This window comes from Nitrospirota bacterium (assembly GCA_004296885.1).
In the GTDB taxonomy this organism is placed as follows: domain Bacteria; phylum Nitrospirota; class Nitrospiria; order Nitrospirales; family Nitrospiraceae; genus SYGV01.
This window is the reverse complement of the sequence record SCVN01000008.1, coordinates 50574-70624: the sequence shown is the minus strand read 5'-3', so window position 1 is coordinate 70624 and position 20051 is coordinate 50574. Positions and strand designations below refer to the sequence as shown.

Genomic DNA, 20051 nt, shown 5'->3' with positions numbered 1-20051 from the left:
AATGGAGAACACCAAGCTGGAACTCGTCGTCGGGGTTTTCGTGCTGGCGGGCATTGCCTGCTTGGGCTATCTTTCGATCAAGCTCGGCAAGCTGGAGGTGATCGGCGGCCACCTCTACGAAGTGGAGGCGGGGTTCACGTCCACGACGGGCTTGAAGCCGGGCGCGACGGTGGAGATTGCCGGCGTGGAAGTCGGGCGGATCAAGGCGATCGCCCTGAAGGACGACCAAGCGGTGGTGACCATGGCAATCCAGGACGATGTGAGACTCTACAGTGACACCTTCGCTTCGATCAAGACCCGCGGGATCATTGGAGAGAAATTCGTCACGCTGTCGCCGGGTGGCGGGGGAGATCCGCTTCGGGCAGGCGGGAGAATCAGGGATACGGAAGCAGGGCTGGATCTGGAGGAGTTGGTCAGCCAATACATCCATGGCAAGGTGAAGTAACGGCAATGACGAGCAGGCAAAACGAAGAGGGTGTGGATATGACGCATTGGAATGGAGGCCGGTCCGGGATGTGCAGCCTGAACGTGCGATGGGCGCGAGCGATTCTACTGCGGGGCGGAATGGGCCTGATGGTCATCGCGCTCAGCCTCTTTGCCGGAAGTGCGTCGGCATGGGCTGGAGGGGCAGCCACCGAAGCGATCAAGGGGACTATCAACGAAGTCATCCGTCTGCTGGAAGACAAGGATCTGAAGAAGCCGGATCGGCGCGAGGAACGTCGGAAGCTGCTCGAAAAAGTCATTGGTGAGCGCTTCAGTTACGAAGAAATGGCCAAGCGGTCATTGGCGGCCCAGTGGCCTAAGTTGAATGACGGCCAGAAGCAGGAGTTCGTGGGCCTGTTCCAATCGCTCCTCTCCCGCACTTATTCAGATAAGATTGAGAGTTACTCCGGAGAACCGGTGCAGTACGTCAATGAGCGGAATCAAGAGGGCTATGCAGAGGTCCGGACCAAAGTCATTTCAGGCAAGGCCGAGATCCCATTGGACTACCGGCTTATGACCAAAGCCGGAGATTGGCGGGTCTATGACGTGGTCGTGGATGGAATCAGCCTGGTGAACAATTACCGGGGCCAGTTCACGAAAATCATCAGTTCGCCTGGTGGCTACCCCGAGCTGGTTGAAACCTTGCGAAAGAAGTCTGAGAAGCTTCCCGCGCCTTAGGGATAATACCCCCTCGAGGGCCGCCCTGGTGTCCTTGCACCCGACTCCGGGCCTGTTCTCTTTGAAGTTTCTATATTGTTTGCTCCTCTGCTCTGCTGATCCCGACCAAGTTCGGACCATCCCGGCGGGAGTAGCGCGAGAGAACGACGGCACGAGAGGGTGTCGTGGGGCCGCAACGAGAGTTAGGTGGAATGTGCTGCGGTGGACTATTTGCGACGGCGGCCGGCCGTGATACGATGGGGGCTCAAGGGCGTTGCATGGCTGGTCCTAGTCTCGTTCATGGCTGGTCCGACTACGGCCTGGGGCGTAGAAAGGGAATGGGAGGGAGCTGGCCCCTTTCCGGTGCGCAACTTCCAGCCGATTCAGTTGCTGTTTCTGGGCATGCCTGGCGATCGTGCCGCTGTCATCAAAAAAGGTGCGCTGGATCTTCGTATCGAATTGGCCGATACGGCCACCGTGTTTGACGATCACACTCCGCGGACCAATGTGCAGATGAAGTTGGAAACCGTCCGTTCCGGACTCTTTCTCCGCTATGGGCTCACTGATCGGTTGGAAGTTGCGGTGGAGGTGCCCTCCTATTATCGGTATCGGGGCATTCTCGAAGGCGCGATCACTTCCGTCGAACGGATGACCAGCGGTCTGTCACCGGCTCGGAAATCTCTGCAGGCCACCAGTTTCGCTTTTAATGTTAGACGGGATGGGCGGACCCTCTTCAATAGCGGAGATGGGGAGATGGGCTTCGGCGATACGACTTTTTTCGGGAAGTATCAGTTTCTGCAGGAAAGCGAGAGCAAGCCTGCGGTTTCTTTGCGAGTAGCCTTGAAGGTACCTACAGGGGATGCATCCCGGGTATTCGGGAGCGGCCACCCGGATGTGGGGGTCGGGGTGGCTCTTGAGAAAAGAGTGGCGGCCCACTGGATTCTGTACGGCAATCTAAACGGGCTTTTCCCGACCGGGTCCGTCGCAGGGCTGACAGTGCAACCATCTATGTCCGCCATTGTCGCGGCTGAATATCTCTGGTCTCAAAATCTCTCGTTCGTGGGGCACTTTGACTATTATTCCAGCCCGTTTCATAGTACGGGCACTCCGGTACTCGATGACGGAGTGACCGAGCTGACCGTTGGATTTAATTATCGTCTGCGCGAGAATTTGCTCTGGCAGGTCTATGGAATCGAGAACCTCGATTTTATCCGCGGCTCCGCCGCTGATTTTACCTTGTCCACGGTTATGACGTATAAGTTTGGCTCTTGAATGATTCCATCCCATCCTTGCCAGACTCTCTTAAATGCTTGACTTTATGGGGAAGTCCATGAAACACTACACGATAAAACCTGAGCGGCCTAAGGCCAAGCAAGAGGGCCTCTCCATTCTTGGGCCATGGTACCCAATTACGGATACTTGTAGCCTAACCCTAAGGAGGGCGTAATCTCATATGTCTCTGTTACAGCAGATCAACAGTCCATCGGATTTAAAGCAGGTGCCCTCGGAGCAGCTTCCGATGCTATGCGAGGAAATCCGAGAGGAGATCATCTCAGCCGTAGCAAATGTGGGAGGCCACCTGGCTTCCAATCTTGGGGTAGTCGAGCTCACGGTCGCGCTCCACTACTTGCTGGATACGCCTACGGACAGGATCGTTTGGGATACCAGCAATCAGGCCTATACCCATAAACTGCTGACAGGCCGCAGAGATCGATTCCACACGCTGCGGCAGTATGGGGGGTTGAGCGGGTTCTGCAAACGGGAAGAAAGCGAATACGACACGTTCAATGCCGGCCATGCAGGAACCGGAGTTTCGGCTGCGCTCGGGATGGTTGCGGCCCGCGAACAACTGGGGCAGTCGAATAAAGTGGTTTGCGTGGTGGGCGATGGCGCGATGACTGCCGGTATGACCTTGGAGGGGCTCCACCATGCCGGCGGGTTGGGGAAGGATTTCCTCGTCATTCTGAACGACAACCAGATGTCCATCTCCAAGAATGTCGGCGCCATCTCAGCGTACCTCAATCGAACCTTTACCGGTGAGTTCTATACAAAGATCAAGGAAGAAACCAAGCATTTGCTTCAGGCGATTCCGCAAATTGGGCAGCCTATGCAGAGGATGGTTCATCGAGCAGAGGAGTTGGCAAAAGGGATTATTTTGCCGGGGCTGCTATTCGAAGAGTTAGGCTTCCGCTACGTGGGCCCAATCGACGGGCACAATTTTGAGCATCTATTTGCGACGCTGGAAAATGTCGGGAGACTGAAGGGGCCCACATTGCTGCACGTGATCACGAAAAAGGGGCTTGGGTACGAGCCGGCCATGAAGAACCCCGTGTGGTTCCACGCCTGCCCGTCCTTTGTGCGTGAGACTGGCAAGCCGGCGGTGAAAGCGCCTCGGCCATCCTATACGTCGTTCGCGATGCAAGCCCTCACCGGATTGGCAAGACAAGATTCCCGTATCGTGGCGATTACGGCGGCCATGTGCGAGGGAACCGGGCTGACGGCGTTCGAAAAAGAGTTTCCGGATCGGATCTACGATGTCGGCATTGCAGAGCAGCATGCGGTAACCTTTGCCGGCGGATTGGCGGCGGAAGGGTTGCGGCCCGTCGTGGTCATGTATTCGACTTTCTTGCAGCGGGCTTATGATCAGGTTGTCCACGATGTGGCCACCCAGAATCTGCCGGTCACCTTCTGTCTCGACCGTGGCGGGCTTGTCGCGGAGGACGGTACGACCCACCATGGCGCCTTCGACTATGCTTACTTGCGCCATATGCCGAATATGGTGGTTATGGCGCCGAAGGACGAGAACGAACTGCAACACATGGTCAAAACATGTATTCAGTACGATGGTCCTGCTGCAGTCCGGTATCCGCGCGGAGCCAGTTTGGGGGTCAAGAAGGATCCGGAGCCGGTCGAACTGCCTATCGGAAGAGGCGAATTGCTGCGGGATGGAACCGATGTGGCCATCGTAGCCATTGGGGTCACCGTCTGGCAAGCGATGGAAGCAGCCCGGATGTTGGAACGGGAAGGTGTTTCGGCCGTTGTCGTCAATGGCCGTTTTGTCAAGCCTTTGGATGATACTCTTCTTGGGGACGTGGCGCGGCGCGTTCGCTGCTTGGTCACGGTCGAGGAAGGGTGCCGCATGGGCGGATTCGGGTCGGCAGTGCTGGAGTCCCTGTCAGATCAAGGCATCCTGGTGCCAACCAAGGTGCTTGGTTTGCCTGATTGGTACATCGAGCAAGGGCCCCAAGATCTCTTGCGAGACAAGTATGGGTTGACCGCCGAGGGGATTTATCAAAGCACCATGGCTTTGCTGGCCAGGGCGTCTGAGCGGATGATCTCTCGTTAACGTCCGGTCTTCACTCATGCATATCACCAGGCGCAAGACCAGGCAGATCAGAGTCGGCAACGTCAAGATTGGTGGAGATGCGCCGATCTCCGTCCAATCGATGACGATTCCCAGTACCAGGGACGTGAAGGCCACGGTCGAGCAGATTCACCAACTGGAACAAGCTGGCTGTGAACTGGTTCGCGTCGCAGTACCCGACATGGATGCCGCCGAGGCCTTGCCCAAGATCAAGGCCCAGATCACGATCCCGCTCATCGCCGACATTCACTTCGATCACCGCTTAGCGTTGAAAGCCGCGGAGGTGGTGGATTGTGTGCGCATCAATCCGGGGAACATCGGCGCCTGGTGGAAGACGGCCGAAGTGATCAAGGCTGTCAATGACCGGGGTATTCCTATCCGGGTAGGAGTCAATGGCGGGTCTCTGGAGCGGTATCTTCTTGAAAAGTATGGCTACCCGACAGCCGAGGCGTTGGCTGAATCGGCATTGAATGCCGTGCACGCGCTCGAAGATGTCGGCTTCACCAACATGAAGGTGTCGCTCAAAGCCTCGGATGTCCATATGGCTATCGATGCCTACTGGCTGTTTGCCCAGCAGTCCAACCATCCGCTGCACATCGGCATCACGGAGGCGGGGACCGCGCAAACCGGAGCCGTAAAGTCCGCGATCGGATTGGGGTGGTTGTTGTCGCAAGGGATCGGGGACACCTTGCGGGTATCGCTGGCTGCCGATCCCGTTGAAGAGGTGCGGGTCGGGTTCGAGATTTTGAAATCACTGGAGCTGCGTCATCGTGGGATTAACGTGATTGCCTGCCCGACCTGCGGCCGGGTGGAAATCGACGTCGTGCGGATGGCTAACGAACTGGAAAAGCGGCTTGGGCATATTACGGTGCCGTTGAACGTGTCGGTGCTGGGTTGCGTGGTGAACGGAATTGGGGAAGGAAAGGAAGCCGACATCGGCATTGCGGGTGGCGAGGGCGTAGGTATTCTGTTCAAACAAGGCAAGCTGGTACGCAAGGTGCCCATGGAAGAACTCATGGATACGTTGATCCAGGAAGTAGAAGTTATGGCGAAGGAGAGGGCGGCTGAATCGGGGAGTGGCGCCTCGGCGCCGATGTCTGCTCATCAGGCAGATGGTGGGCCGAAATGGAACCTCCTGAGTCACCCGTCCACTCCCGTACCAGCGCTGGCTTCGGGCCGGGGGCGTGAGATTCCCGTGTTGCCAAGCAAACGATAGGTTGTTTATCTGTACTGTAGGCGCCAAGAGCCCAGCGTCTGCAACACAATCCAGTTCCCTCGTTGCGGCGCAGAGAACGGATCGGTATGATGAGCCGGGGCGCCGTACCCAAGTGGCTAAGGGAGCAGTCTGCAAAACTGCGATGCGGCGGTTCGAACCCGCCCGGCGCCTCCATCAGTCCGTAGCCGGTTCTGTTCTGCGTATCTCATGAATGGACAGGCCGATGCAGACTGGTGGTGGTTTGACGATCTTGCCTGGGCAATGCTAGGGTAAGCGCACTTCGAGACCAAGTACGATTCGGCTGGGTTTGTGCCGCATCGGATGGATAGATAGAGGACGAAGGGAGAACGTATGGCTGTTCCTGTGTCCCAGATGTATACAGTCGCCACATACGTGCTGGCGCAGAAACTCAAGGGCGTCAAGCGATATCCTCTCGTGCTCATGCTCGAGCCGCTCTTTCGCTGCAATTTAGCTTGTGCCGGCTGCGGGAAAATCCAGTATCCCGATCATGTATTGGACAAGCGATTGACGCCGGAGCAGTGTTGGGCGGCGGTCGAGGAGTGCGCTGCGCCGATGGTGAGCATTCCAGGTGGGGAGCCCCTGATCCATCCCGAGATGGCCGAGATTGTGCGTGGCCTTGTCGAGCGTAAGAAATACGTCTACCTCTGCACGAATGCCATCCTGTTGGAGCGTAAGTTGGACGAATATCAGCCGTCTAAGTACTTGACGTTCAGCGTTCACATGGATGGGCTGCAGGAGGAGCATGATCTGGCAGTCTGTCGTGATGGCGTGTACGACGTGGCCGTCAAGGCGATCCGCGAGGCCTTGAGGCGGGGGTTCCGGGTGACGACCAATACGACCTTGTTCGATGACGCCAACGTTGAGCGCGTGCGCCGATTCTTCGATGAGATGATGGCGGTGGGGGTCGAGGGGATGATGATTTCCCCCGGGTATAGTTACCAGAAGGCGCCTGATCAGAAAAACTTCCTCAAACGAAACCGGACGCGTGACTTGTTTGTCCGGCTCCTCACCGAGCGGAAGCGCGGGTGGCGCTTCAATCAGTCTCCATTGTTCCTGGAGTTCTTGATGGGCAAGCGCGACTATCAGTGTACGCCCTGGGGGAATCCGACCTATAACATCTTCGGGTGGCAAAAGCCCTGCTATTTGCTTCAGGATGGGTATGTCACCACGTTTCAGGAACTGCTGGAGCATACGGAGTGGGACCAGTATGGCACAGGCCGGAACGATAAATGTGCCGACTGTATGGTTCACTGCGGATATGAGCCGTCGGCTGTCGAAGACACGTTCGGCTCTTGGTCCGGATTCGGCCGGACCGTCAAGGCCACCTTGCTTCCGAATGCCCGATAGTTCAAGGAACCCGCTCGAATATTCCTGCGCGATCTTCGTCGAGTATGACTGACTCCAAGCCGCATGGGTCCGAGGCGCAAAGTCTCGAGGGAAGGATCTTCCGTCCGGCCAACCCCAAAGAGCTGGCCGAGGCGGTAGAGCAGGCGTTTGATTATCGAGGCGATATAACGCTGGTGTTAGCCTCCGGCGCCACGATCGAGGGTTATCTCTTCAACCGCACCCCGACCGGCTCCCGTCCGTTTTTGCAGATGTTCCCCAAAGGCCAGTCGGATGAACGTATGATCGAATATGCCGACATTGTTTCGATCTCCTTCAGCGGCAAGGACACGGCCTCGGGGAAGTCCTGGGAATCCTGGGTTGAGAAAAAAGAGTCGCAACGGCGCACGGAGGCTGAGCAGGCCGCAGCCGAAGCCAAGGCTCGTGGACATCTTTAGCAGGTTTCCGATATGTGAAAGCAGTTCCTTCACGGACAGCGGATTCAGCGTAACCCACCCGCGTTCAACACCGGCCCCACTTCTTTTCTCCACCCGTCCAAATATCTTTCGGACCGCTACCAGACGGTGGATTCACATTGTTGACAAAGCCTAGGGCCTGTGCTAGAAATGGCGCGCCTAAAATCAGGCGCGCGCGCGTTTTTGTGTGCATTTTCGAGGCGTGAGACGCCGCCAAGGCTTTTAGACATGGATGCGGCGAAACAGGCTTCGAATGATCGGAAGCTCGAGCTCGTTGCAGTTCGATTCAGGGCATTTGCGCGGATAGCACTGGCTGTTGCGGCGAGCTGGCTCAGTGGCACCACGTATCTCGTTGGGATCGCCGAGGCCATGCATGAGGTGGATCACCGGTTTACGGTTGAGGGACATATCTGTGGGAGTGATGGCCGTCCCGTTCCTGAGGCCAAAGTGATGGTGAAGGACACGAGAGTGTCTATCGGAACGGCGGTCTTCACCGACTCGCGCGGATATTACAAGGCGGTTCTTCACCTCCACAATGATAATCGCGGCGACCCCATCTTGGTGGCCGCCTTGGAGCAGGAGCAAAAAGTCACCGCACAGTTTGATCCGGCAGATGTCAAGAATGAACGGCAGGTCACTGTCAATATCGGATCAGGCTGTGCAGTCCAGCAGGAAGAAACCTCGCGCTGGGTCTACTATGGAGCGGGGATTGGTCTTGCGGCGTTGGCAGTGGCGGCTGGCATAGGATTTGTGAAAAACCGCCAGCGTGCTCAGAAACGGGGGAAGGGGCAGCGCAAATAGCTCACATCGTAATGGTTCGCGAAGAGGTTGGCGCGCCTCGCAGCAGTCATGCGGGGTGTGCGATGCGGTCAGGCGATCTGGGCGGTGGCGCTTTTTCTTCAGGCCGGGCAGCCTGAGGAAAAGCGTCTTTATATGTTGAGTTCTTTTCATGTCAGATCATCGGGCGTTCTTGTGCAGGCGCGAGCAATAGAAAGGAGCGGTGGACGAATATGAATCGGATGGCATGGTTGAAAATGGCAACGATGATCGGGCTGTCGACAGTTAGCTTGGGGCTCGTCGGATGTGGAGGAGGTGAAGGAGGAGGGGAGGGGCCCGTTGTGGCGCCACCACCTCCGCCGGCTGAATATGCCGACAAGCACATGCCTGCGGGCTGGTGGGCTGATGACAAGATCGTGGAAGAGGGGCGTCAGTTGTATATCGGCGCAAAGAATCCTGACGTCAACTGTGCCAGTTGCCACGGAAAGGACGGGAAACCGGTCAAGGCCGGGGCCCGAGACTTCCGCAATACCGAGCGCATGAAGTTGTATTCCGACTCGGTTTGGTTCTGGCGCATTTCCGAAGGCGTACCCAATACCAAGATGAAGGCCTGGAAGAGCAAGCTGCCTGAGGAGGATCGCTGGAAGTTGGTGGCTTTCGAACGGACCTGGGGGTTGAAGGGTCAGGAATGGGATGACGCCAAGAAGGCCTGGGTGCCTGTGGGCAGTGCGGGGGCCACGGCTCCGGCAGCGACTCCTGCGCCTGCGGTTGGTGGTGCGGCAGCTCCGGCTGGTGATGTGAAGGGTGCGGCTCCGGCGGCGCCTGCGGCTGGCGGGAAGTAGGATACGGATTCTGGAGGGGGGCGGCGAGACACCATGAGAATGTGGCAACGGAGCTTGCTCATTGTACTTGGCCTGCTGACGGTATGGGGGGCAACTGCCTATGCCCAGGTGCCCAATGCACCGGTTGGAGAGTTTCCCTATACCGGAAATCGAACGGCGGTCTGGATCGTCGCCCAACTCCACATCCTATTTGCCGGATTCATTCTTGGCGCTCCGATCTTTGTCGTGATCTCGGAATGGTTGGGGTATCGGCGGCAAGATCCGCGGTATGACCGGTTGGCCAAAGAGGTCACCAAGGTCACCGTCATCCTGTACAGCATGACCGCGCTGACCGGGGGGCTGTTTATATTTGTCCTGCTGGCGACCTATCCGCAGTTCACTACGTGGCTCATCAATCACTTCTTCCTGATCTTTGCGGTGATCTACCCCCTGTTGTTCATCGGGGAGACGATCGTGCTGTACCTCTATTTCTACAGCTGGGATTCGTGGAAGGGTGAGAAGAAGGGGCGTCACATTGCGCTTGGTGTGTTGTTGAACTTGATCGGGACGATCACGTTGTTTGTGATCGACGGTCCAACGTCCTTCATGAACACACCGTCCAAGGCGGTGGAGGGCATCTCGTTAGCTGATTTTATCCAGACGGCTTCGCTGTGGGATAAGATTTTTAATTACTCCTGGATGCCGTTGAATCTGCACCGTCTGGTCGGCAACGTCACCTTCGGCGGATTTATCGCCGGTCTGATTGCGGCCTACATGTTCATGGGTGCCAAGAGCGACGAGGAGCGTTCCTACTACGATTGGATGGGCTTCGTCGGTAATCTGATTGGGGTGGGCGCGCTCTTGTTCCTGCCGTTCATGGGGTATCTCCTGGCCTACGAGCTCTGCGACTACGATGCCTCCATCTGTCCGTACATGATGGCGGACCAGCTCTCGATGTTCTTCGAGATGCAGGGGGCCATGATCGGGCTGATCTTCCTGGCGAGTAACTACTATATCTGGCTCAGTATGAAGCGCATCGAAGGGGTTGAGCGCGTACGGATGTCTGTGTTGAGCATGCTGGTAATGATCGCGCTGCCTTTCGTGATGACCTATACCTGGACGATCTTCCCGGCGCCTGACCCCAAGTCGCTGGGCGTCCTGTTGCCGCTGCTGCTTGCGCCGGTGGTGCTGGGTAAAGTCATTCCGCCGCTCGGCCGGATTACCGTATCCTCCAGGGTGTTCATCAAGGTCGGCTTTCTGATGGTGGTGATCGGCAACGCGATATGGATGACCCCGCACGGGTTTGTAGCCACCCAGGCGCTGGCAACCGAGCATCTGGAACTGCCTTCTGACTATGGATTCCTGGCGCTGATGCCGGCGAAGAATAGCGCAGCGTTTACGCTGGTCTTCGTGACGGTCATGAACTACATCCTCTACAACCGGGCCATCAGACAGGGGACGATCGTCTGGGGTAAGATCGACTTTGCCTCGCAATTCGTGTTGATCTTCCTGGCTTTCAGCGCGATCTGGACGATGGGCTTGATGGGGGCGGTGCGGTCGTTGCTCCGGAAGTATTTCCACACGTACAACCTGCTGCCGGACTTCACCGCGGAGTCCTTCACGCCGACCCTGTCCTATGCGGCTTGGTGGATTACTGGGATTACGTTGGTGTTTTATATTGTGGTGAGCTTTGCCATCGTGGTTACCTTGCGGGTGGCGGATCCGAAGAAGGGACATGCAGCCGAATCCAAGCCGGTTCCCGCCGGGGCGGAGTAGTGAGTTCATTGGCAGAAGCACTCATTAGGACGAGGCGCTCATGGCTGAACAGCCGAGTTTGATCAAGAGCATAGTAAAAAAAGGCATTATTGGGATAGTCATCGGAGGCATTCTGGTGGGGGTGGCGATCGCCTTGCACTTCCCGCCCATCTTCCAGGGGATGTTCTTCGGTTACGCCATGCTAGGCGCGGCGGTCTTTATCCTGCTGGACGCGCCCTCGCTGAAGCCGATCGGCGGCGTGAAGGCGGTCATGGCCCTGGTGGTTTTTTATGCCGTCCTTTCGGTCGTCTATATCGGGGGGGCCTCGAATCTGCCCCAGTACGATCCTGAGGATGAAAAGGGAAAGATCGAGAAGCTACTCAAGGCCAAGCGAGCTGCCTCGGAGCAAGGGAAGGCCGAGGAGCTTCTGGCCCGTGCCAAGGCGCTCTCCGAAAAAGCGGATACGATCATGGCGCGACTCCAGGCTGTGGGTGGCGGAGCGGCGGCCGAAGTTCCGGCCGGGGACGGCGGGGCGAAGCCAGCGGGAGCGCCGGCAGCGGCGGGGGATCTCGTGGCGCTGGGCAAAGAGCAATGGAATCTGCAGGAATGCTACAACTGCCACAAGCTGTTCGGCGAGGGCGGAAAAAAACGCGGGCCTGAGCTCGATAACATCGGGAGCTTGCTCAAACCGGAAGAGCTTCGCCAGAAGGTGCTGGATCCGCAAAGCTGGATGGCCGAAGGGTTCGAGAAAGAGTATGAGAAGAAGAAGATGCCGGACAAATACAAGGAACTGATGGAGGAGAAGGAGGTCGATGCGCTGGTCGCATTCCTCTCCACGCTGAAGAACCCGGCGGTCAACACACCAAAACCGATCAAGAAGAAGTGACGTGCAGCAGCCTAAGCTGAAGTCCAAAGTCCAGTGCACCGATCGCGAGGTCGGGGAAGTGACCAAGGTGATCGTAGACCCGATCACCAAGGAGGTCAGCGACATTGTCGTCGGCAACGGTGCCGGTGAGCCCGGGCGCCAAGTACCGATGGCTCAAGTCCAGGCGGTCACCGATGGCACTGTCCAGCTACGGGCCGCTTCGACGGACTTGACGCAGTTTCCACTGTTGAAGCGTGACGAATATGTCACGATCCATGAGGTGGAGATCGCGCATCTCGAAGACCATCTCCATGTCGAGCCGGGCGAGGTCCTGATCCCGCTCCCGGAGCTTGAACGTAACGTCAAACGACGGACTTTCTTCACCAACTTCACCCACGCCATCGGCGCCTTGGTCGGGCTTCCCCTCGCCTTTCCGGTTCTCAAGTATCTGATGAAGCCGATGTATGCTCCCTTCGACAATCAGTGGATTAAGATCGGCAGCGCCAACAAGATCAAGACGGAAGACGTCGGGGTCCAGTTCAAGTTCAAAAAGAAGTTCAAGGAAGCGTTCATGCCCGAGGCTGAGATCGATAAGAACATCTGGGTTCTGAGGGCTTCCCCGGCGGTGCTGGAGCAAGTGTACAAGGGGAAGGATCAGGTCTTTCATGATGCCACGGGCAGGGAGATCTGGACCAACAAGCAATCGGTTCCCTATCTCGCTTATTCGGGGAAATGCCCGCACCTGGGGTGTGGATATAAGTGGCGTGCCCACAAGGTGCTGGGCCAGGTATTTCTCTGCCCTTGTCACCTCAGCATCTACGATGCCAGCGGGAAAGTGTTGGATGGGCCGGCGCCGCGCCCGCTCGATACGCTTCCGATTCGGGTGGCCGGCAACGGGGATATCGAAGTGATTGATATGGAGTTCAAGGCCGGCAAGAAGGAACAGGTCCGGATCGTCTAATGAGCGGGCAACCAACAGCACTCGAAAAAATTCTGGCCTTCGTCGACGAGCGTGTCGGCCTCAAGCACCTGCAGGCCAAGATGCTCAACGAGCCGGTCCCGGGCGGGTCCCGCTGGGCCTACGTGTTCGGCTCGGTCCTGTTGTTTATCTTCATCATGCAAGCCGTGACGGGCATTCTGCTGATGTTCTATTATGTGCCCAGCGCCGACCATGCCTACGCCAGCACCCAATATATTATTCACGAAGTGGACTATGGCTGGTTCTTGTTGAGTTACCATTTCTGGGGCTCTTCCGCGATGGTCGTGATGGTCTTTGCCCACATGTCCCAGGTGTTCTTGTGGGGAGCATACAAGAAGCCCCGTGAAATGATTTGGCTGGTCGGCTTGGCCCTGTTCGGGATCGTGATGGGGTTCGGGTTCACCGGTTACCTGCTCCCATGGGATCAGCGGGCCTACTGGGCCACGACCGTTGGCGTCGAGATCATGGACAAGACCCCAATCGTGGGAGACTTCATGGCCCGATTCCTGAAGGGCGGTCCTACCCCCGGCCAGATGACACTCAGCCGGTTCTTCGTGATCCACGTAATGATCCTGCCGGCGACCCTTATGGGGTTGGCCGGACTCCATATCTTTCTTTTCCGCAAAGCCGGCCCCGCCGGCCCATTCCGGGGCAGTGTGGAAGAGTTGAAAGCCAAGACGGATTATTTCTTCCCGCGGCAAATCTGGAAGGATATGGTAGCCATGGGGGCCGTGTTCTTCGCCATCTGCAGTCTGGCGTTCATTGAGCCGGTGGTATTGTTGGAGGAAGCCACGCCGGATCCAGGCGAGTACCATCCGGAGCCGGAATGGTATTTTCTCTTTTTGTTCCAACTCCTGCGACTGAAGATTTTCTCCGGTGAATTCGGGCAATTCTTGGGAGCGATTGCCATTCCCGGCGCATTCATGGCGTTGTTGGCCGCGCTGCCCTTCATTGACCGCAGTCCGGAACGGAACATTTTCAAGCGGCCGGTCGCCCTGGTTGGCTGGATTCTTGTCATGGCCGGCATTTTGATGTTCACGGTGTCTGCGATCATCAATCGCGAGTTTTTGGACTAATTCCATTTGGTTTGAATGGCTTCTTGGCTATGACGGAACAGCCAGTCAATATGCCGCCTGTCAAACTTGGCTTGGCCGTGGCTTGGTCGGCCCTGTGGACCGGGATTCCCATTAAAATCGTCGTGGTCCTATTGCTGCTGGCGGCGGGGCTCCATCCTTGGGAACCCGTGGGGCTGGCCTTTCTGCTCCTCCTTTCCGTTCCGATCGACATCTGGGCTGTCGGCCTGAGTGCCAGAACGGTCTTCTTGGAGCGACTTCGTATGCAGCCGCCCGAGGGGCTCGGCATGGCCCTGTGGTGGAAGGGGATGTTGCTCAACGTTCTCTACTTCCCCCTGGCTTATTTTATCGAAAGCCAGACTAAGGCGTTGTCCAAGGCCGTTACGGGCCACATCATGGAGACTGAACTCATCAAAGCGTGGCCGGTGGCCGAGCGGATCAGCATCGAGCTGACTCTTTGGAGCTCGGTTGCTACGATGATGCTCATTGCTTTGGTCCTGGGCTGGTTGTTCCTGTTCGGAAAGATCGTTGCCCGGCAAGCGACTGGCGCACAGCCATCGAATGCTTCGTACCAGGCGCTGATCCGCCAATGGGATTTGATGCGAGTGCCCTCCGATCAGCCCCTCCTGCTGACCGCCTTTGCCGCGAGTGGCGTGTTGCTGGTGTTCTTATTCTGGGGGTTTATGCCGGTGACGACACCGCATCCGCATGAGCAGTACAAGAAGGAAGAGGTCAGGGCAGCGCCAACTATCAAGCCGATGGAAGTCTTGCAAAAGAGCGAGAAGCTGTTGGCGCAGGCAGAGGGGGCAGTCCAAGCCTTGGAAGAGCAGAAGGCCAAGGAAGAGGCGGAGCAAAGCAAGAGCAAAGGGAAGGGGAAGGCCCCAGCCAAGGATGCGGCTCAGGTCAAGGTTGAGCCAGGCAAGCCGGCCAAGCCTGGGCCGGCGAAGCCCTGACCCCAGTGTCTGACGAGGAGAATGTCATGATGAACCAGGGCGACGATCCGACTGGCAGCACTGCAGGCGAGCAAGGACGAGGAGCCTGGCTCGCCGGGTTGTTGGTGTTCCTTGCGCTTGGGGCGATGCCGTTGCTGGGTTTTGCGCAGGATGTGCCCGCCGCCTCGGCTACTGCCTACCGTGACATCCCTGGATTGGGCAGCCGGAACATGGTCTGGGTTGTCGCCCAGCTCCATCTGTTGCTGGCCGGTTTCGTGCTCGGTGTGCCGATCTTCGCCTGGTTGTGCGAACTCGTCGGGTGGAAGACCGGCGAGAAGCGCTATGACAAGCTGGCCAAGGAGTTTACCAAGCTGTTGACCTCCTCCTATGCGACCACGGCGCTCTTCGGCGGAATCTTGTTGTTCCTGCTAATCGGCTTTTATCCGAAGCTGATGAACTACCTGGCGGATGTCTTTTTCCCGTCCTTCATCGTCTACTGCCTGCTATTCTTAGTAGAAACGGCAACCCTCTACCTCTACTGGTACGGTTGGGATGCCATGCAGGACAGCAAGAAGGGACTGCACCTGTTTTTGGGATTTTTGCTCAACGTCTTTGCCTTCTTCATCATGATCGTGCCCAATTCCTGGGCGACATTCCAAGCGAGCCCGGTGGTGATTTCTGAAGGCACGGACCTCCAGCGGGCCTGGGCCGCCACTTGGAATCCAACCTGGTGGCCGGTCAACATTCATCGCCTAATCGCGAATGTGGTGCTGGGCGGGTATATCTGCGGCGCCTATGCCGGCATCCGATACCTCTCGGCCAAAAATGAGGAAGAGCGGGACCACTACGATTGGATGGGCTACGTCGGGAACTTCATCGGGGTGTTCGGCCTCCTGCCCCTGCCTTTCGCCGGCTACTGGTTGATGCGAGAAATCTACCAGTACAACCAGCAGATGGGCATCACCCTGATGGGCGGGTTCCTCTCCTGGCTGTTTATCCTCCAGGCGATGTTGATCGGTGTTCTGTTTCTCGGCTCCAACTATTACTTCTGGCTCGGGATCACGCATCGGATCCCCGGTTCGGAGGTCAAGTACCGGAAGCCGATGATGGCGATGCTGATCATTCTGCTGCTCTGTCTCGGGGTCTGGATGACGCCGCACTCCTTGGTTGCAAGCCTGGAAGAGGCGCGGAAGATGGGCGGGACGCACCATCCATTGCTGGGCGTCTTCGGCGTCATGTCCGCCAAGATGACGGTGGCCAACCTCATGATCCTGGTCACGTTCATGAGTTTCATCATGTACTGGCGCGCCGGCAAAGAAGAGACCGCCACCTGGGCCAAAGTCGCCAGGTCCCTGATGGGCGGGGTGCTCGGGGTGGCCGCGATCGTGGTCATCGTGCTCGGAGTCTGGGGCTATTTCGTTCCGGCCATCGTGCGCATCAACTACTTCTCGGTTGCCCAGGTGTTGATCGTGTTGTTCGTGATGCTCACGATCACACCGCTGACGGCCCTCCTGCTGCGCAGCGCCAAAACCACGACCGAGATGGTGTGGGGAAAGATGCCGCCGCGGGCTGGCTATGCGCTGGTTCTCAACGCTGTCATGGTCATTCTGTTGATGACGCTGATGGGTTATGCCCGGTCTTCTTCACGGGTCCACTGGCATATCTACGGCGTGATGCGCGATTCCTCGCAGTATGCCTTTTCGCCTGCGTTGGGATATGCGGCCGCCTTTATGTCGCTGAACACGTTCCTCTTCTGTATGCTGGTGGCGTTCATCTTCTGGGTGGCCACCATGGGGGACAAGGCCAAGGAGAAAGAAGCGGGGGGCAAGGGGCATGGAGCGCAGGGCACCCTGCCGGCGATGGCGGGCGGGTCTCCGGCGCTGGATGAGCGCAAGTAATCCGGGCTGTGGCTGGGGACAACCCGGCGGTCGGGGAACTGACACCTCACAACTGAGAAGGGCGCTATGAGCGAAGTTGCGCTGTTACAGATCATCGGACTTTGCGTGATCGGCACCGGAGTCTCGATTCTCTTGTTCGTCAAGGCCCGGTTCGTCCGCGTCGTCGGGTTTGTCATGATCGTGCTCGGGCTCTTTTCCATGACGGCGCTGGGTGTGCCCCAAATGGCGTCCTTGCCGCCGGCGGAAGAGAAGTTCGATGTGGCCAGCATCAAGACTGCTTCGGACATGGCGGCCATCGGTCAGAAGATTTTCTTCAGCAAGGGCCAGTGCGCCCTCTGCCATTCGATCGGGCCCAGCGAGTCGGCCCGCTGTCCGGACCTGAAGGGGATCGGGGCGAAACTGTCCCGGGAGTTTATATTTGAGAGTTTGACGCAACCCCAGGCCTACATTTATTTGGACTACCGGCACGAGGGGCCGCCGAAGGAGTACCCGGCGCGCATGCCGTATATCAACAAGAACCCGATCGGCTTGTCGAAGAACGAGATCCTATCCGTGATCGCCTTCTTGCAGCAGATGAGCGGGGAGCCGATCACTGTCAGTCCGGACGAGATCGCACAGACGGCTCAGGCAACGGCACCAGTGTCGATCGCGCACGCGCAGTAACCACGAGACGGCATCCGAGGAGCGGAGTGATGCCGGTTCTGGCACAGAAGGGTGGAAGATTATGAAAGGCGGCGTATTCCTCAAACCAGCGATCCTGATCGTCGGGGTCTATGTCTTCCTGAAGATTGTGTTGCCGCTGTTCACGGCCCCGCTTCCGGCCAGCTTGATTTTCCTCTACCTGGCCCTGACGACGACCGGGATCGTGATCTTCGCCACGCTCAGCGGCCCTTCCACGGATGCGTTCTTTGGGCCCATCGTGCGGTTTCTGACCGGGGAGGGGCAGGGTGGGGCGGCTCAGGGGGCACGGATCGCCGTGCTGCTGCTGTTTCCCATGTTGGTCGGCTGGCAAACCTATACCAGTACGGCGCCGAGCGATCAGCCGCCGGCCGAGAACCGCACCATCCATCCGGCGCCTCCCGGAGAGTACACAGGGCTCTCGAATCCCGTGCCGAACACTCCGGAAAACGTGATGACCGGAAAGGGGCTCTATGCCGCGTTTTGCTCCCCCTGTCATGGAGGGAACTTTGACGGGAAGGGGCCCGCATCGAGGGGGTTCAATCCGCCGCCGGCGAACTTTTCCGATCCGACAACCATCGCGATGCTGCAGGAGAGCTACTTGTTCTGGCGCATTAAAAAGGGCGGGGTCGGCCTGCCGATCGAGGGCATGCCCTGGAAGTCGGCCATGCCGCGCTGGGAAGTGGAGTTGCCTGATGAGTGGATTTGGAAGATCATTATGGGGGAATACGACGGGGCCCATCAGAAGCCGAGGACTTGGGAATAGTCACTGAGGAGGGCCGCCGATGGCCGTCTTCCAAGCCGTACGAGCGAATCAAGAGGAATCTATGAGGACGTTGGGTCAAGTCAAGCCCTGGTGTGCCGGGCTCCTGGTCGGAACGGTGCTGGCGGCGGGCTCTTTGGTCCCTTCCCCAGGCTTTGCTCAGGAAAGCGTGTCGGTCCGAGCGGCGCTGGTCAAGGGAGGGCTGCCGGCCGATGATCCTACGGCGGCGGCCTGGAATAGTGCGCCGGCCTCGGAGTTTCCGATGTCCCCGCAGGTCCACTGGCCCAACCGGATTCAGGAAGTGACGGTCAAGTCCGTCAAGGTCCGCGCGTTGCACGATGGGCAGCAGATCGCCGTCCTTCTGGAGTATGAAGATCCGAGCCAGGACCCGGATGATGCCGCCGGCTTGGAGTTCATGGTGGGGGATAAGAAAGCCCACTTTGCGCACGGGCAGCCGATGGCGCAGGTGCAGGGCGGTCCGGTGAACATCTGGTTCTGGAAGAACAAGGACAACAAAGCGCTGGACATGAATGCCCAGGGCTTCGGCAGCTTGAAAGTGCAAGACCAGCAGGATGTCAAGGCTAAGGGGGTCTATCAGAACGGCTCCTGGAAAGTCGTCTTCAGCCGGGCCCTCTCCACGCCCGATGTCGAGCATGACACGCAGATCAAGCCGGGTGACTTTATCAATATTGCCTTTGCCGTCTGGGACGGAAAGAAGCTGGAGAGCGGGGATTTGAAGGAGAAGGGCTCGCAGAAGGCGGTCTCTTCCTGGTGGTACTTCAGAGCTGATCCTCCGCCGGACTATTCGGCCTATTATTACGTGGCCCTGGCGGTGGGGCTTGCGGCGGGCTTTCAGTTTGTCATCATCAGGAAGTTGAAGAAAGGGGCGACCTCATGAAGGCGGTGGCGCAGGCGACAGACGGCGCGCGCATGGGGACGACGGGCGGCCGGCGAAGGCTGGTCGTCGCGGCTATGGTGATCGGGATTGCCGCAGCGGTCGGAGGCGCAGGCTGCGCCCTCTTTCAGAGCGAACAGGTCGCCAAAGGCAAGCACCTCTATGAACACTACTGCATGCATTGTCATGGCGAGCACGGGCAACAGAACGAAGGATACAACTGGAATCAGATGCCTGATCCCAAGCCCAAGGATCTTTCCAATAAGTCTGAAATGTCCACATTCAAGGACGAGGAGATCTTCAGCACGGTCTCCCGAGACATGAAGGATACGACTCCTGAGATCGGCGATAAGATCGGAGACGATGACTTTGCCGTTCCGACCATGCCCACGTTCAAGTACACCCTGTCGGAAGAGGAAATTTGGGCTATTGTCGCCTACGTCCGAACCTTGCACGGAATGCAACTGACCTATAATGTCGAAGGTCGGAAGAAGGAAATCGCGGATCAGTTGCAGGCCGCCCAGCAGAAATTCGATCAGGCCAAGCAGACCTTCGATGCGGCGGACAAGAAGGCCAGCGACGAGGCGGAGAAGAGCGGCAAAGACATGGATGATGCCGCAACCGCCAAAGAACAAGAGGCCATGGGGGTGGCCGCCAAGGAGCTGGAGACGGCCAAAGCCGCCTTGGCCAATTTCACCGCCAGACCAAAGTTTGCATCCGTCCCAAGGCCAGACCTGACGATGGCTGCCGACGTGGCGGCCAAGCAAGCCGAAGTGGGGAAACGGCTCTACTCGAACAAGTATGGCTGCAATGCCTGCCACCGGGTCGGGGAGGAAGGCGGAGTCGTCGGTCCGGCCCTGGACCGAGCCGGTTTTCGGCTGAACAGCACGTGGGTGGTGCGCTGGATCAAGTATCCACAGAGCATGAAGCCGGAGACCCGCATGCCGAACCTCGGGATCAATGATCCTGACGCGAAGGCGATCGCCATGTACTTGGCCACCCTGCAGGCTCCCAAGCCGGAGAAGCCGATCGAGAAGCCGGCCAGCTAAGCCGGGCGCTCATCCGGCCGGAGCGG

The 20051-nt window shown here is 58.1% G+C and carries 19 protein-coding genes and 1 tRNA gene; all 20 read left to right on the top strand.

The annotated features are described in order from the left end of the window. Nucleotide 1: 1 nt before the first annotated feature. The gene (gene mlaD, locus EPO61_05470) at nucleotides 2-445 is read left to right on the top strand and encodes an outer membrane lipid asymmetry maintenance protein MlaD (protein TAJ09508.1); all 444 of its coding nucleotides are present in this window, start codon (nucleotides 2-4) and stop codon (nucleotides 443-445) included. Nucleotides 446-564: 119 nt separating this feature from the next. Continuing rightward, complete coding sequence (locus EPO61_05465) at nucleotides 565-1161, top strand: ABC transporter substrate-binding protein (GenBank protein TAJ09685.1); 597 nt, start codon at nucleotides 565-567, stop codon at nucleotides 1159-1161. Between the two features lie 186 nt (nucleotides 1162-1347). Then, a complete protein-coding gene (locus tag EPO61_05460; GenBank protein ID TAJ09507.1) occupies nucleotides 1348-2412 on the top strand; it encodes a DUF3187 family protein in 1065 nt (354 codons plus the stop codon). Between the two features lie 181 nt (nucleotides 2413-2593). Further along, entirely contained in the window at nucleotides 2594-4486 is a 1893-nt protein-coding gene (dxs, locus tag EPO61_05455; GenBank protein TAJ09506.1) for a 1-deoxy-D-xylulose-5-phosphate synthase, read from the top strand. Nucleotides 4487-4502: 16 nt separating this feature from the next. Beyond that, nucleotides 4503-5720, top strand: a complete 1218-nt coding sequence (locus tag EPO61_05450) for a flavodoxin-dependent (E)-4-hydroxy-3-methylbut-2-enyl-diphosphate synthase (protein TAJ09505.1) — start codon at nucleotides 4503-4505, stop codon at nucleotides 5718-5720. Between the two features lie 98 nt (nucleotides 5721-5818). After that, nucleotides 5819-5894: transfer RNA gene (locus EPO61_05445), tRNA-Cys, on the top strand. Between the two features lie 177 nt (nucleotides 5895-6071). After that, complete coding sequence (hpnH, locus tag EPO61_05440) at nucleotides 6072-7088, top strand: adenosyl-hopene transferase HpnH (protein ID TAJ09504.1); 1017 nt, start codon at nucleotides 6072-6074, stop codon at nucleotides 7086-7088. Between the two features lie 44 nt (nucleotides 7089-7132). Then, nucleotides 7133-7522, top strand: a complete 390-nt coding sequence (locus EPO61_05435) for a hypothetical protein (GenBank protein ID TAJ09503.1) — start codon at nucleotides 7133-7135, stop codon at nucleotides 7520-7522. Between the two features lie 246 nt (nucleotides 7523-7768). Further along, entirely contained in the window at nucleotides 7769-8341 is a 573-nt protein-coding gene (locus EPO61_05430; protein TAJ09502.1) for a hypothetical protein, read from the top strand. A gap of 209 nt (nucleotides 8342-8550) precedes the next feature. Beyond that, entirely contained in the window at nucleotides 8551-9159 is a 609-nt protein-coding gene (locus EPO61_05425; protein ID TAJ09501.1) for a cytochrome c, read from the top strand. A 33-nt stretch (nucleotides 9160-9192) separates the two neighbouring features. Continuing rightward, nucleotides 9193-10914, top strand: a complete 1722-nt coding sequence (locus EPO61_05420; GenBank protein TAJ09500.1) for a hypothetical protein — start codon at nucleotides 9193-9195, stop codon at nucleotides 10912-10914. 40 nt (nucleotides 10915-10954) lie between these two features. After that, nucleotides 10955-11779 (top strand): c-type cytochrome, encoded by an 825-nt coding sequence (locus tag EPO61_05415; protein TAJ09499.1) that lies wholly within the window; start codon nucleotides 10955-10957, stop codon nucleotides 11777-11779. A 1-nt stretch (nucleotide 11780) separates the two neighbouring features. Next, nucleotides 11781-12719: a ubiquinol-cytochrome c reductase iron-sulfur subunit gene (locus tag EPO61_05410; GenBank protein ID TAJ09498.1), complete on the top strand. Its 939-nt coding sequence runs from the start codon at nucleotides 11781-11783 to the stop codon at nucleotides 12717-12719. Next, entirely contained in the window at nucleotides 12719-13813 is a 1095-nt protein-coding gene (locus EPO61_05405) for a cytochrome bc complex cytochrome b subunit (GenBank protein ID TAJ09497.1), read from the top strand. The genes EPO61_05410 and EPO61_05405 overlap by 1 nt, the downstream gene beginning before the upstream one ends. Before the next feature lie 29 nt (nucleotides 13814-13842). Further along, nucleotides 13843-14763, top strand: coding sequence for a hypothetical protein (locus EPO61_05400; protein ID TAJ09496.1), 921 nt, complete (start codon nucleotides 13843-13845; stop codon nucleotides 14761-14763). A 26-nt stretch (nucleotides 14764-14789) separates the two neighbouring features. After that, nucleotides 14790-16640 carry a hypothetical protein gene (locus EPO61_05395; protein ID TAJ09495.1) on the top strand — a complete coding sequence of 617 codons (1851 nt, stop codon included), beginning with the start codon at nucleotides 14790-14792 and terminating at the stop codon, nucleotides 16638-16640. A 66-nt stretch (nucleotides 16641-16706) separates the two neighbouring features. Continuing rightward, a complete protein-coding gene (locus tag EPO61_05390; GenBank protein TAJ09494.1) occupies nucleotides 16707-17303 on the top strand; it encodes a cytochrome c in 597 nt (198 codons plus the stop codon). Between the two features lie 61 nt (nucleotides 17304-17364). After that, on the top strand, nucleotides 17365-18084 hold the full coding sequence (locus EPO61_05385) for a cytochrome c (GenBank protein ID TAJ09493.1): 720 nt from the start codon (nucleotides 17365-17367) through the stop codon (nucleotides 18082-18084). Between the two features lie 19 nt (nucleotides 18085-18103). Next, a complete protein-coding gene (locus EPO61_05380) occupies nucleotides 18104-18979 on the top strand; it encodes a hypothetical protein (protein ID TAJ09492.1) in 876 nt (291 codons plus the stop codon). Continuing rightward, nucleotides 18976-20025, top strand: a complete 1050-nt coding sequence (locus EPO61_05375; GenBank protein ID TAJ09491.1) for a c-type cytochrome — start codon at nucleotides 18976-18978, stop codon at nucleotides 20023-20025. Before EPO61_05380 ends, EPO61_05375 begins: the two co-directional genes overlap by 4 nt. Nucleotides 20026-20051: the final 26 nt, after the last annotated feature.

Bases quoted from the DNA above. Each gene is read 5' to 3' on its own strand.
- EPO61_05430 (TAJ09502.1), top strand. From the start codon at position 7,769: ATGGATGCGGCGAAACAGGCTTCGAATGATCGGAAGCTCGAGCTCGTT.
- hpnH (TAJ09504.1), top strand. From the start codon at position 6,072: ATGGCTGTTCCTGTGTCCCAGATGTATACAGTCGCCACATACGTGCTG.
- EPO61_05425 (TAJ09501.1), top strand. From the start codon at position 8,551: ATGAATCGGATGGCATGGTTGAAAATGGCAACGATGATCGGGCTGTCG.
- EPO61_05415 (TAJ09499.1), top strand. From the start codon at position 10,955: ATGGCTGAACAGCCGAGTTTGATCAAGAGCATAGTAAAAAAAGGCATT.
- EPO61_05450 (TAJ09505.1), top strand. From the start codon at position 4,503: ATGCATATCACCAGGCGCAAGACCAGGCAGATCAGAGTCGGCAACGTC.
- EPO61_05375 (TAJ09491.1), top strand. From the start codon at position 18,976: ATGAAGGCGGTGGCGCAGGCGACAGACGGCGCGCGCATGGGGACGACG.
- EPO61_05395 (TAJ09495.1), top strand. From the start codon at position 14,790: ATGATGAACCAGGGCGACGATCCGACTGGCAGCACTGCAGGCGAGCAA.
- EPO61_05385 (TAJ09493.1), top strand. From the start codon at position 17,365: ATGAAAGGCGGCGTATTCCTCAAACCAGCGATCCTGATCGTCGGGGTC.
- EPO61_05465 (TAJ09685.1), top strand. From the start codon at position 565: ATGGGCCTGATGGTCATCGCGCTCAGCCTCTTTGCCGGAAGTGCGTCG.
- EPO61_05390 (TAJ09494.1), top strand. From the start codon at position 16,707: ATGAGCGAAGTTGCGCTGTTACAGATCATCGGACTTTGCGTGATCGGC.
- EPO61_05405 (TAJ09497.1), top strand. From the start codon at position 12,719: ATGAGCGGGCAACCAACAGCACTCGAAAAAATTCTGGCCTTCGTCGAC.
- EPO61_05380 (TAJ09492.1), top strand. From the start codon at position 18,104: ATGGCCGTCTTCCAAGCCGTACGAGCGAATCAAGAGGAATCTATGAGG.
- EPO61_05420 (TAJ09500.1), top strand. From the start codon at position 9,193: ATGAGAATGTGGCAACGGAGCTTGCTCATTGTACTTGGCCTGCTGACG.
- mlaD (TAJ09508.1), top strand. From the start codon at position 2: ATGGAGAACACCAAGCTGGAACTCGTCGTCGGGGTTTTCGTGCTGGCG.
- EPO61_05400 (TAJ09496.1), top strand. From the start codon at position 13,843: ATGACGGAACAGCCAGTCAATATGCCGCCTGTCAAACTTGGCTTGGCC.
- dxs (TAJ09506.1), top strand. From the start codon at position 2,594: ATGTCTCTGTTACAGCAGATCAACAGTCCATCGGATTTAAAGCAGGTG.
- EPO61_05435 (TAJ09503.1), top strand. From the start codon at position 7,133: ATGACTGACTCCAAGCCGCATGGGTCCGAGGCGCAAAGTCTCGAGGGA.